The following is a 12,286-nucleotide window of genomic DNA, read 5'->3' as shown; positions in this document are numbered from 1 at the left end:
TTAAGCAGGGTTGCGATCCTCGGTCGTCCCGAAGGGCGACCGCCACGCCCCGCCGCGGCCGGCGCACCCGCCGACGAACGGGGTTGCGATCCTCGGTCGTCCCGAAGGGCGACCGCCACCGTCGCCGCCGGCACCGACAACAGCGACGTTGACCTGTTGCGATCCTCGGTCGTCCCGAAGGGCGACCGCCACCCGGTCGTCTTCGTCGACAGCCTCTCCCACTTCTGGTTGCGATCCTCGGTCGTCCCGAAGGGCGACCGCCACTACACGGCCTGCATGATGGCGACGTAGGCGAGCGCGAGGTTGCGATCCTCGGTCGTCCCGAAGGGCGACCGCCACTCCTGATCCGGGTACGTGATGCGCACCCATCGAGCGTTGCGATCCTCGGTCGTCCCGAAGGGCGACCGCCACACTGCTTGAGCAGCGAGAACACTCTGACTAGCCTTTGCAACAGCACTGAGAGTAGGTCCAATTCACCACTTCTCCGACAAAACCCTTCGGTGCGATTCGCGTGTCGTGTGTGCACTTGGGGTTCCGAACCTATCTGCAGACCAAGACCACAGCGGAGCCGCCGCACTGACCCGAGGAAGTCCAAGGCCACGAACGACCAGTCGCCGCACTCAGGTACGGCGCCCGCTGAACACCTGGAGCGCACTCCGCTACAGGGCGATCGACGTTCACGCTGTCTGAACGGGTACAGCCTTCCATGAAGCCCTCCCTACAGATAAGCAACTGACACACTGCCGGGAAAGCCAGCAACAGTACGGCCGGGGTGGCCATTTGCTGGTTCCTCCACCAGGCCCGCCAGCATGGCTGGGCTCACTTTGGGCGTCCTCGTCGTCAACTAGCGAGCCCCACCCTCTATCGCGGGTGGAGATTCGCCAGAGGTACAAGAAGTCCCCGTCTTTCCACGCAGCCTGCGGGCGAACGTGCCAGCGCCAGGCTGGGGCGCTGCACTCGTTAGGCGACCGCGGTGCCGGCCTCTCATGGGCGTCCACGGTCCGCCTCGTCGTCCTCGCCCCGACCGGCATCTGCCCCCGGCATGGGGCAACGTCTACGACAACGCCTCTCTGCTATCGCCACCTCAGGCTAGGGCGATGACTATGTCTCGGGTTCGTACCCAACGACAAGATCAGCTGGGGAATTCATGCCTGTTCAAGAGGCGAATTACCTTCCAGGAATTCCTCAGTTCAAGCGGGACGCGATCGCGCTCGTCGACTCTTCGGGCAAGACGGTCACCGCGGTGGCCCGGGAGCTGGGCATCAGTTCCGAGTCCCTGCGCGGCTGGTACCGCAAGGCCACGGCGGACTGGAGCGAGGGCACCTCCGGCGAATGGAGCAGTGCCGAGCGTGAGGAGCTCAAGCGGCTGCGGTGGGAGAACCGTGAACAGCCGCAGACGATCGAGATCCTGAAAAAGGGCTCTGGCGATAATCTTGTGAAGTCTGCCGATCGAGCACGCTGAGCAGGATCATTGTTGTCCGGTACTGCGCAGTGCCACCGCGATGTGGCTGTAGCTGGGTATGGACGCTCCGTTGGCCTTCTCGTAACGGACTGCCTGTGCGAGCCCGAGCTTCTCCCCAGTGGACAGGGTCCGGTTCCCTGTCCACAACAGCACCTTCAGTTGCTCGTTTTGGATGGTGAGAAGCGGTTCGACAGGCTCCAACGGCAGGCCGGTACGGGCGCACCAATCGGCCACTGCGGTCCAGAAGCCGGTCAGGGTGCCCCAGCAGGCTGCACTGCGGGGGCCTAGCAGGGCGTATACCTCGTCCGGCGACCAGAACGTGTCGAGACCGTGCGACACGAGGTTTTGGATGTTCTCCAGCAGTGAGACGACGAACTCGTAGTTCGGCTCGTCCTCGAGCAGTTCCTCCACGATCGCCAGAACCTCAGTGATCGCGCCGGAGTTGCGCTGGGCGACTCGATAGGCAACCTCTCGACCGACGGCCTGGTCGTTGCCGTCATCTGTCGATCCGGGCCCGATCCCTGCAGCGTCAAGCAGTCGCCGAGGCCGCCCGGCCGGCCGTCGGCGCCATGGAATTCGCATAGTGTCTTCTCTTCTTCCGCATACTCTTCCAGAGACCGTCCCGCCCTGGCGGCCGATCAGCATGACAGGGCGGTCACCGCAGACCCTATGCCGGGTGGGGAGGTTCGGGCTCTGTCGACGATCTTGAGACATCGAAAAGATCACGGGCTGTGAAGTACGCGTCTGCGGAGGAGATCGAGGTTGGCCCGGCCCAATCCCATGCGCTTGAGGAGTTTGACGCGTGTCACGTGACCCTCGACCTGGCCTGAGCTCCAGGAGGTGGAAAAGGCCGCGGTGACGGCGCCGATGTCGCGGCGCAGGCCGTTGACGAGGGAGTGCAGGGCAGGCAGATCGTCCGCGAGGACCCGGACCAGCCAGCCGGGCAGGAGGTCGCTGCGGTGCTCGCGCATCATGGTGGCGAAGTCGCGGACGTGGCGTGCAGCGGCGTCGAGTTCGGGGCAGGCGGCCCGGATCTCCTTGAGCTCGGCCGCGTCGGTCTCGGCGAGGTGCTCGGGGTTCGTCATGATCCAGCGGACGACACGGCGGGGCTTCGGTGCCGGACGGGGTTCGGGAGGAGGTCCTGGCGGATCCTTCAGGAGGGTGCTGTGGGGCTTCTTGAACGGGCGGAAGTAGCGCCGGACGCACTGGATGTTGCCGGTGGAGCCCTGCTCGCGCAGTTCGTGGTGGAGCTGGGGAATGCTGTGGCAGCCCTCGGTCCACCGCTGGTGCAGGTAGGGCTTGAAATCGTCCAGGAGGGTCGCACGGTTGGTGGCCTTGACCAGGAGGTCGTCGAGACTGCTGGCGCGGGCGAAGCGGCGAACGGTGGAGTGGTCGAGCCGCAGTTCACGGCGGATCGCGGCCAGGGTCTTGCCCTCGGCCAGCCGCTGGTGAACTGCCTCGTAGCGTTCGGTGGTGCGGGCCACCAGGCGCCGGGGGCGCCCCGCGAAGTCGAGTGTCCCGTCCGGCGGAACGAACGGGACACTGTCCGCGATGGACGACTCCTCGGTGACCAGGTCCCCGGCGGCGTCCACCTTGGTGACCAGGGGTGTCGCGAACGCGGCCCGGATGCAGCCGTGGTGGGCGCCGACCCTCTTCTCCAGGGTCTCGGCGAGGTTCCGCCACAGATGCCACCCCTCCGCGATCTGCTTCGCCTGCGGGGCACCAGCGCGGGCGCCCTCCGCGTAGGCGCCGGCCCGGTCCCGGCAGATGATCTCCACCTCGGGGTGCCCGCGCAGCCAGTCGGCCAGCGGCGCGGCGTCCCGGCCGGGCAGGACATCGAGCGGCCGGCGGGCCTCCAGGTCGACGAGGATGGTGGCGTACGAATCGCCCTTGCGCAGTGCGAAATCGTCCACGCCCAGCACTCTGGCCTGGGCCGGAGGCGGCTTGGGGACAGCGCGAAGGAGACGCAGGAGGGTGTCCTTCGCGACGCGGATGCTCAACGCGCCGGCAAGCCGCGCCCCGGGACGGCCCGCCAGCGTCAGGGCGATCGAGGTGAGCACCGTTCGAAGCAGTGGGGTGTAGCGGGCGTGCGGGCTGGTCAGCCCTTGAATCTGCTCGACGAATGTCACCACCAGACAGTGAGAGTTGAGGCACTTGAAGTGCCGCACCAAGAACTCGATCACGACGGGGGCCGCACCGAGGGACGCGTCAGCGAGACAGCGCAGGTACCGGCCGTGCACCCGCCAGGACGGCATCGCGCACGACGTACATCTCGCCGGGAGCGTCCGGCACTACGTACGAAACGTGACCACCCCGGCAACCCGCTCGACGGACTCCACGACCACACCCGCCAAATGAGGGAGTAGCCGCCCCAAATTCCCTTAACCGCACACCCAGTAGATGCCCAGTTCAACCGGATGCCATCACAAGATCGTTGACAGAGCCGACAAAAGCGACCGCCTTCTTCGTGAAGGAGAACGACCGGTGAGCGCGCTGTACCGGTTGATCCATGCGGAGAAGGCGCACTACCCGATCGTGCTGCTCTGCCGGGTGCTGCACATCGCCTCGCACCACACCTACGGGGTTCCGCGGATTCACGCCGAACTGCGGCGGCGGGGACGGCGGGTGAACCGCAAGCGCTTCGCCCGCGTGATGCGCGAGCGCGACATCCAAGGCGTCACCCGGCGCAGGCGCCGCTCGCTGACCCGGCTGGACAAGAAGGCGAAGCCGGCCCCGGACCTGATCGGCCGAGACTTCCATGCCCAGCGCCCCGGGATCAAGCTGGTCGGCGACATCACCCACTTACCTGCCCACCGCCGAGGGCCGGCTCTACCTCGCCTGCTGGCTGGACCTGGCCACCCGCGAGGTCGTCGGCTATGCCATGGCCGACCACCACCGCGCCGAGCTCGTCGTCGATGCCCTCGACATGACCCAATGCCCGGTCAGGAGGAGGGTCGTCCCCAGGGGCGCAGCAGGGGCGGTTAAGGAGCAAGCTCAGATCTCAGCGTCTCAATTCCCTGCCCTCGCGACGCTACGGCGGAACTGCGGCCGGCCGTCCCGGTCGCCGGTCGTGCTGCCGGGTGTTTGCGCTTAACTGGCTGTGTGGCAAGGCGTGTTCGTGGGTTCGCTGTCGTGAGAGGGTCGTGGCCTTGGTGCGGGCGTACGGGTGTGCGTCATGGGGAAGTGTGGGGGCTGGGGTGGAGCAGGGAGAGGTGCTGGACGGACGTTACCGGCTGGTGGTGGAGCTGGGGCGGGGTGCGTTCGGTGCGGTGTGGAAGGCGTTCGACGAACGGGGGGGGCGGCAGGTGGCGGTGAAGGTGCTGCTGGCCAGGCTGGAGGATCTCCTCAGCACGATCATCGCCCGCGTCCGTGACCCTCGAACAGGCGCGATCCCGATGCTGCCCAACTACGACGTCGCGGAGAAGATCTGGAACCCGCCGATGCCGCTGCTGTTCCAGTGGACATACGGAGGCCAGCGCACGCCAGTGTCCCGACAAATGATCCGCGACGGTCTCAACGAGGTCCTGAAACGGACCGGGCTCACCGACTCCGCGGCCCAGCCCTTCGACTTCGCGCCGCACGACTTCCGAAGAATCTTCATCACCGACGCAATCCGCAGCGGCCTGCCGCCCCACATCGCGCAGGTCCTCGCAGGTCACTCCGACATCAACACCACGATGGGCTACAACGCCATCTACCCGACGGACGCCATCGAAGCCCACCGCGCGTTCATCGCCCGCCGTCGATCACTTCGTCCCAGCGAGGAATACCGGACCCCTACGAACGAGGAGTGGGACGCCTTCCTCGCCCACTTCGAGAAACGGAAGGTGTCCATCGGTACCTGCGCACGCGCCTTCGGGACCCCATGCATTCATGAACACGCTTGTGTCAGATGCTCACTCCTCCGACCTGACCCGGCCCAACGGGCACGGCTTGCCGAGATCCGCGACAACTTGATCGCCCGAGTCACCGAAGCCGAGACGGAAGGCTGGCTCGGCGAGGTCGAAGGTCTCCAGGTCAGCCTGGCTGGCGCCGAGGAGAAACTCAGCCAGCTCGACGTACAGATCTCCCCAGCAGGAGTCCGTTGACCTGGGAATTCCCACCTTCCGGGAGATCGTTGCTCACACCACAACAGTGGCCACACCGCCGGAGCCTTCGTGACCAGGACGGTCGTCACCTCTGGCGATGCTCAGTGGACGTCGGCACAGAACGCGGCGGCGCGGACGAGCTTCTTCCACGCGGATGATCTACACCACCCCGACCCAGGCCACGGGCACGCTCTACGGGCGGCGGGCCAGAAAGTGGGTGTCGAGGAAGCCACGCTCGGACGCTGGGTCGTGGAGCAACCGAGCCACCGTGACAAGGCCGGCACCGGCCAGCAACTCGGCAAACTGCTCCGCCGGCCAGCTATAGGCGGGCGCCACCTTGTGGTCGAAGCGGACCGGTTCCGGCCCCTCCGTCCCGAAGAAGGACACCAGGAGCAGCCCCCCTGGTGCCAGGACACGCACCTGCTCAGCGAGCAGTGCGGGCAATTCTCCAGGTGGGGTATGGATCATCGAGTAGTGGGCCAGCACCCCGCCGAGCGCGCCGTCCTCGACCGGCAAGGCCTCCATGCGCGCTTCGTCGAACCGCAGCGCCGGCTCGGCCCGCCGAGCGTGGTCGACCATGGCCGGGGAGAGGTCGAGCCCGAAGGCGTCCAGCCCCAAGTCGTGCAGCATGGCTGTCAGATGACCGGGTCCGCACCCGACGTCGGCTACCCGCAGGTTCCCCGAAGCGCGCACGAGCTCGGCGAAGGTGCCGATCATGTTCCGCGCGAACGGCTGCGTCTCCAACCGACTAGTGAACATCGACGCATAGAGCTCGACGACCCCGTCGTAGGCCGCCCTGGTCTCATCCTGGTGTTTTAACACAGGCAGGAAACTAACACCCGCGCCGATCGCAGCCGTTCTCCGGCCCTTCCTCTCGGGACTGATCGTCCCGTCGCCGGATCACGGACGCCCCGGTAGTTCGGAAAAGGCCCGCTGTGCGCCAGCTTCAACACGTCTGAGGGGGTGCGGAATGTGCCATCGTTCGTCGCTTATCGGGAGCGGCCCCCTGCGGTGATGCTGGGCCTGGATGAGCAGTACGGCTCGGCCTGGGACGGTTTTGGGCTCGACCCGGCAGAGCGGGGCCAGCACAACGCCGCCCACGTCGACGCTGCCGAAGCCCTCTTCGGAGGAATCGCTGACCGATTCCGACTGGGGAGAAAGTGACCGCTCACGAGGACGCTGTCGGCGTGCCACAGGCGTTGGATACTTCTGGTTCGAGGGAGGCTCTTCCCCGAGTTCGAGCCTGAGCTTGCACACCTTGAGGCCGGCTGCGCGTCCTCGCATGGCCTGTCCGGTGTCGTAGGTGATCAGGGGGACTGGGCTGCCCGCCAATGTCTGAGCTGCCACAGCTCTGTCGACGATTTCGTCATCAGTGATGGGAAGCCTTTGATGGCCGGGGGGATCGAAGAGACTCGACCGTCACGGGCCCTCGCGGCGTCGGAATGCGGCCCGTGGGGTCTGTGACCTTGTCGTCTTGGGCCTTCAGGAGTCCCGGCTGTGATGGGTCCTCGCTGAGGATGCGGTCCAGTACGGCGAGGGTGTAGCCGGCTCTGTATCGCACAAGCGGTTTGCTGGCTTGCGGCAGGCTGCCCTCCATCTCGAGGACGTAAGCGAAGCGCCAGTGGGACGTTAGAGGAGAGGGCGAGGATATCCACGTCGGGTGGCAGGGGGGTTGGTTCTTCCCGCTCCCCGACATGACCACGCCACTCGGCAAAGGAATATGGACATGCGCGGATTCAAGAGTGCCCTCGCGATAGTCGCGGCTTTGGCCGCTTTCGCGGGGGTGGGGGTCGCGGCGTCGCCGGCACAGGCGGCGACCTACTGCTCGACCAAGGGGCAGACATACATCTGTGAGTACGGCGTCTCGACCATGAGATTCGCCAACGGGACGAAGGAGGAGTTCGTCGTCGGTGCCGATCACGCGGTGTGGACGAACTGGACCAGGTCCGACGGATCCTGGAACGGCTGGATGTCCATGGGCGGGTGGGTCCAGAGCCGCATCTACGCGACCCCTGAGCAGGAGAACAGCACTTCGCTCCTCTACATCATCGCCACCGGCTCGGACGGCAACGACTGGGCCCGTGTGCGCCACTCCAACGGCTATTGGACCAGCTGGCAGCCCCGCTGCTTCGCCATCCCGGAGGGCCATAACTGCGCGTAACCGGCGGGGCGAGCGGTACTCGCCCCGACCACCGCACGCGGTCCACGGGGTGTCACTGGCGGCGGACCGCACACCGGCGCGGCGCGTAGCACGGGTCATCGAGGAGCCTTTCGAGGAGTGTGGCGCGGAAGTGGCCTGGCAGGGTCGAAGCTGCGCATCTGGTCGCGGCCGGTGATCGGCTCGGCCGCCCGGCTCCCGCGGCCTGCAACGGCAACTTGGGGTGCCGGTCCGCAGAGCGGGAACAGCAGTGCCGGGGCCTGCAGGTGGCCGCGGTCCCACCTTCTGGCTCCGCGACTTGCCCCCGCCCTCCCCGCAGGCGGAATCGGCCGGGAGGCGGCCGGTGCCCGGCGTGGCGGCACTGCCCGGGGCCGCCCAGTCCGTGGGGCGGGAGGCGCAGCCTGGTTGTGCGCCGCATCCTCCCGCCCCACGGCGTCCTCGGCGGCCGGGGGCCCGAGGCGGCTGTGGGCGGGCGTAGATGGGGTGGCACCTGTTGCCCGAGCGACCCGTATGGAGCCGATGACGTGAGCCCCCGCACCGCCCCGAACCTGCCCGATGAGGGCCTGGCCATCGGCTTCCAGCCGTATTTGCCCGTGGAGATGCGCTGGGAAAGGGCGGTCGCGGACGGCCTTCCCCTCGACGTTTCCCACGCCTTCGGCATCTTCGACAGGACGCTGTGCGGAGTCCAGCAAGTCGGCATGTCGCCGTCTGATTACGGATGGCTGCCGCAGCTGGGGAATGCCTGTCGCGCTTGCCGGGAAGCGGCGGGTGTCATTGATGACCGCTGGCCGCAGGCTATGAGGGGCGAGGACGCGCGGTCAGTGTGGCCCGGCGGCTATGAGTCCTTCCAGTTCGGAGTCGACTCTCGTGTGAGCCTGCGGCTCATCAGGTCGATCATCGCGAGGCGGATCATGGCTTCGGAGCGGTGCGGGTGGGTTTCGTGGTCGCGGGCGAGGCGGCGGTGATTCATAAGCCAGCCGAACGTCCGCTCGACGACCCAGCGCCGCGGGATGACCTTGAAGCCCTTCTGGCCCGGGTCGCGGCGGGTGACCTCGACGTCGATGCCGAGGGTGGCGCCGTGGTCGATGGCCTTGGTTCGATATCCGCTGTCGGCCCATGCCTTGGTGATTCTGGGGTGGGCCTTGGCGGTGTGCGAGAGCAGATGAATACCGCCGGCGTTGTCGGAGACGCTGGCGTCCCGGCCTGCAGCCTCCCGGACAAGTCGGCAGAGCAGGCCGTTGAGCTGGTCGAGCACGCCGTCCTTCTGCAAGGCGGCGAAGTATCCATAGACGGTTTCCCACGGAGCGAAGTCGTGGGGAAGGTAGCGCCAGGGGATCCCGGTCCGGTCCACATACAACACCGCGTCCATGATCCGGCGCAGGTCGTGCTCGGGCGGCCGCCCGATATCCAGGCCCTTCCCTCGCCGGTCGGCCCGCCAGGCCGACACAATGGGCTCGAGCAGTTCCCATCGGGCATTGGACAGGTCACTCGGATACGGGCGCTGTCGAGACATGTTTCGATAGTTCCGCCGAGCGACATCCCGCCACAGGGTGCAAACGGGAGTGAGTGGGGGCGTCTTGGGATCAGACAGGAGCGAAAGGGCGGAAACGTGCCCGGTAATGGCGTCAGCCGCCCCTCACGTCACGGATAGCGACCCTGACCTCGGCAGTCCTAGCCCGGCCTGCTACCCAGAAGACCGCCAAACACCCTGGACGGGATAAAACGCTCTTTGAGAGGTCGTTTTCATCTTGAGTATGGCGCTATGGAACGGTTTGCTCGGCCTCTCGCTGTGTTGCTGGCGAGGTTGTGGGGGCTGTCTCTCCTGGTGTGACAGATGGTGTGGCGGATGAGGCGGCGGGCTGCTTACGCCTGTCTCATTCCAGGACGCCCTGGTCTGTTCCGTGCTTCCACGCGGCGGATTGTGTGCCTGGGCGCGCGCCCCCGGGCGGCGGTAGGCCGGGGTCATGACGGAACGCCGTGCGTATCCAAGTGACCTGTCCGATGCCCGCTGGGAGCTGATCGAGCCGGTGCTGTCGGCCTGGCGCTTCGAACGCCGCGGGCGGGCCCTGGACTTCGACCGGCCTCCGCGGCATGACCTGCGGGAGATCATGAACGCGATCCTCTACGTGGACCGCACCGGTTGCGAGTGGGCCTACCTGCCACACGACTTCCCGCCGCACCCGAGCGTCTACGGCTACTTCGCCCGGTGGCAGAAGGACGGTGTATTCGCCCAGCTCAACGGCCTGTTATGCGAACTGGTCCGCCAGCAGGAGGGCAGGAACCGCCACCCGTCGGCCTGCGTGATCGACGCCCAGAGCGTCAAGACCTCCACCAGCGTCCCTGCCCGGAGCCAGGGCATCGACGCGGGCAAGAAGATCGTGGGCCGCAAGCGCAGCATCGTCACCGACACCCTCGGCCTGCTGCTGGCAGTGCTGGTCACCGCAGCCAGCGTGCAGGATTCCACCGCCGGCCGCACCCTCCTGGAGCAGACCGACGCCGACCACCCCACCCTGCGCAAAGTCTGGGTAGACGGCGGGTATCGCAAGCACTTCGTCGACCACGCCGCCACTCTCGGCATCGACCTGGAGATCGTCCAACGCACCCCGGGAGCAAGGGGGTTCACGCCGATCCCGAAACGGTGGGCGGTGGAGCGGACCTATGGCTGGATGATGCTGTACCGCCGCCTGGCCCGCGACTACGAGATCCTTCCGCACCGTTCCGAAGCCATGATCCACCTCGCCATGACCGACCTCATGGCCCGCCGCCTCACCAGCGAGAGCACCATCTCCTGGCGCGACCCGACACCAGCACATCAAAGCCGCATCTTGGGATGAAACAACAGGATGAATCGACCTCTTAGACGTCGTCTCTTATGCCTGTCAGAGCAGCGTGAGAGCCTCCTGGCATGAGCTACGACCTTGCTGTCTGGGAAGGCGATAGGCCCGCGGATGACAAGACCGCTGGCCAGGTCTTCAGCAACCTGTACAACCGCTACATCGACGGCGAAGTGGAAGAGCCTCCATCCGAACGCATCGCGGCCTACGTGGCTGTGCTGCTTGAGCGGTGGTGCGACATCACCGAAGACGAGGAGGACACCTCGCCCTGGTCAACCGGGCCGTTGATCGGCGAAGCCAGTGGTCCGCTGATCTACTTCGCTATGCGGTGGAGCATGGCTGAAGAGGCGTCGGCCTCCGCGGCGGCCGCCGCGGAGTCCATGGGTCTGATCTGTTTCGACGTGCAGCAGAACGGGCTCAGGCCGTGAAAGGGACCACCCGGGACGCTCTACCCAGCAACTGGCCTTGCTCGTCGGCATTTCCAAGTCCAGCGCCAGCGAACACGGCACCGCCCTCCGCAACGCAGGGCTGATCAACACCCTCCGCCATCGGGCAGCCGTCTCCCACACGATCACGACGGCCGGAATCACGCTTCTCCATGCCCCGCACTCCTCCGGAACACGGACCAGCGCGCGCAGCGGCCCATGAACTGCTCCGACACGGTGTCCTGCTGCTGGCCGACAGGCACATACCAGTGCTGGTGGCAGGACCCGCGCGTGGCACAAACCGGGAAGCGTCATTCTCCCGCCAAAGTCCCCTTCGACACGTGCCGTGCCTGTGCCGTCAGGCACGCACGGGGCCGATCAGCACAGCCGTACCAGTTGCGGACGTGCTCCTGAAGTAGCTGCCGTGGGTTTGGCCCACTGGCCAAGATCGGCGATGAGCTGGTCGGTCAGCATCAGTCGCCACTCGGCTGGCAGCCGCAGGCGTCAGTGAGGCGGCCGACGAGAGGGTGGCGAACGCGGTGAACTCTCCTGTGGGGTTCGGTCCCTCGCGGGCTCCACAGGTTCCTGGCAAAGCGATTCGGCTGTGGAGTGGGCCGTGGGAGTCTGATCGTTCGCGGGCCGCCGAGTGGGGAGTTCAGTGATGGGTAACGTGACGAGCGGGCAGCAGGAAAGCGGGAACATGCCGTTCCTGCTCGAGTACGACGATGAGTACTTCTACTGCCGCGGCCATGCCGTCTTCATTCCCTTCGCCTACCGCATGACGTCCCTGGCCTGGTTGCGGCGCAGGACCGTCGAGAGCGTCGACATCGAGCTGGGCAAGATGCAGGCTGCGCGAAAGGACAACACGCACCGGATTCCCGCTTGGGAAGGGGAGAGCGACATGCTCCTGGAGGAGTCCATGTCCACCCTCGACTCGGAAACGCGGCAGATCAGCGCCGGCATCATCGTCGCCGCAGCGGTCGCGGCCCTCGAGTCGTTGATGAACCAGTTGCTGAACCGCCCCGGTGATGACGGGCTCCACAAGGCCGGCCTTATGCGGAAGGCAAACGAACTGGCAGCGCGCTGGCATGCGGCGATCGACGAGGTGCCGTTCCGGGAGCATCTGGTGTGGCTGAAGGACCGCCGCAATTCCTTCGCGCACCGCCTCATTGACGACGGTGTCGGTGGGCCGAAGCACGCCCCGACGTGGAGTTTCGACGACGAGATGGCGCACGAGGCACTGGTCAGGGTCAGTGCCGTCGCCGAGATGTTGGAGGAGGGATGGAACCAGGAGCTGGCCGCACGGCACTAACGCCTGT

Annotated in this window: 11 protein-coding genes, 1 pseudogene and 1 CRISPR repeat array (1 of these 13 cut by a window edge); of the genes and pseudogenes, 7 read left to right on the top strand and 5 right to left on the bottom strand. The window is 66.5% G+C overall.

The features are described 5' to 3' along the window. A CRISPR array of direct repeats spans window positions 1-411; the repeat unit is 37 nt; unit sequence GTTGCGATCCTCGGTCGTCCCGAAGGGCGACCGCCAC; it reaches 1,160 nt to the left of the window's first position. 736 nt (window positions 412-1,147) lie between these two features. Further along, entirely contained in the window at window positions 1,148-1,462 is a 315-nt protein-coding gene (locus ACZ5PB_RS40890; protein ID WP_468698560.1) for a transposase, read from the top strand. A gap of 6 nt (window positions 1,463-1,468) precedes the next feature. Here ACZ5PB_RS40890 and ACZ5PB_RS40885 read toward each other — a convergent pair whose 3' ends face one another. The 3 genes and pseudogenes from ACZ5PB_RS40885 to ACZ5PB_RS40875 all read right to left on the bottom strand — a co-directional run. Continuing rightward, a complete protein-coding gene (locus tag ACZ5PB_RS40885) occupies window positions 1,469-1,873 on the bottom strand; it encodes a hypothetical protein (protein WP_391805455.1) in 405 nt (134 codons plus the stop codon). A gap of 311 nt (window positions 1,874-2,184) precedes the next feature. Beyond that, the gene (locus tag ACZ5PB_RS40880; RefSeq protein ID WP_468698583.1) at window positions 2,185-2,547 is read right to left on the bottom strand and encodes a transposase; all 363 of its coding nucleotides are present in this window, start codon (window positions 2,545-2,547) and stop codon (window positions 2,185-2,187) included. A gap of 579 nt (window positions 2,548-3,126) precedes the next feature. Next, window positions 3,127-3,729 (bottom strand): annotated as a pseudogene (locus ACZ5PB_RS40875) (ISL3 family transposase); the annotation flags it as partial. A gap of 133 nt (window positions 3,730-3,862) precedes the next feature. Here ACZ5PB_RS40875 and ACZ5PB_RS40870 point away from each other — a divergent pair. Together ACZ5PB_RS40870 and ACZ5PB_RS40865 are read left to right on the top strand one after the other, a co-directional pair. Further along, the gene (locus ACZ5PB_RS40870; RefSeq protein ID WP_468698558.1) at window positions 3,863-4,447 is read left to right on the top strand and encodes an IS3 family transposase; all 585 of its coding nucleotides are present in this window, start codon (window positions 3,863-3,865) and stop codon (window positions 4,445-4,447) included. 212 nt (window positions 4,448-4,659) lie between these two features. Then, the gene (locus tag ACZ5PB_RS40865) at window positions 4,660-5,550 is read left to right on the top strand and encodes a site-specific integrase (protein WP_468698557.1); all 891 of its coding nucleotides are present in this window, start codon (window positions 4,660-4,662) and stop codon (window positions 5,548-5,550) included. Between the two features lie 192 nt (window positions 5,551-5,742). Here the strand turns inward: ACZ5PB_RS40865 and ACZ5PB_RS40860 are convergent, their stop codons facing one another. Then, window positions 5,743-6,372 carry a class I SAM-dependent methyltransferase gene (locus ACZ5PB_RS40860; protein WP_468698555.1) on the bottom strand — a complete coding sequence of 210 codons (630 nt, stop codon included), beginning with the start codon at window positions 6,370-6,372 and terminating at the stop codon, window positions 5,743-5,745. A gap of 904 nt (window positions 6,373-7,276) precedes the next feature. Between ACZ5PB_RS40860 and ACZ5PB_RS40855 the strand changes: the two genes are divergently transcribed. Next, entirely contained in the window at window positions 7,277-7,711 is a 435-nt protein-coding gene (locus ACZ5PB_RS40855) for a DUF8189 domain-containing protein (RefSeq protein ID WP_468698553.1), read from the top strand. Window positions 7,712-8,543: 832 nt separating this feature from the next. Here the strand turns inward: ACZ5PB_RS40855 and ACZ5PB_RS40850 are convergent. Further along, a complete protein-coding gene (locus ACZ5PB_RS40850; protein WP_468698550.1) occupies window positions 8,544-9,221 on the bottom strand; it encodes a transposase in 678 nt (225 codons plus the stop codon). A gap of 451 nt (window positions 9,222-9,672) precedes the next feature. On the opposite strand from ACZ5PB_RS40850, the gene ACZ5PB_RS40845 reads away from it, so the two are divergent. From ACZ5PB_RS40845 to ACZ5PB_RS40835, 3 genes are all read left to right on the top strand, one after another. Further along, the gene (locus tag ACZ5PB_RS40845; RefSeq protein WP_468698549.1) at window positions 9,673-10,542 is read left to right on the top strand and encodes an IS5 family transposase; all 870 of its coding nucleotides are present in this window, start codon (window positions 9,673-9,675) and stop codon (window positions 10,540-10,542) included. Window positions 10,543-10,613: 71 nt separating this feature from the next. Then, window positions 10,614-10,970, top strand: a complete 357-nt coding sequence (locus tag ACZ5PB_RS40840) for a hypothetical protein (RefSeq protein WP_468698548.1) — start codon at window positions 10,614-10,616, stop codon at window positions 10,968-10,970. 658 nt (window positions 10,971-11,628) lie between these two features. Continuing rightward, on the top strand, window positions 11,629-12,279 hold the full coding sequence (locus ACZ5PB_RS40835; protein ID WP_468698547.1) for a hypothetical protein: 651 nt from the start codon (window positions 11,629-11,631) through the stop codon (window positions 12,277-12,279). Window positions 12,280-12,286 lie beyond the last annotated feature (7 nt).

This window comes from Streptomyces sp. NPDC032721 (assembly GCF_055579625.1).
This window is presented reverse-complemented; position numbering and strand designations above follow the sequence as displayed.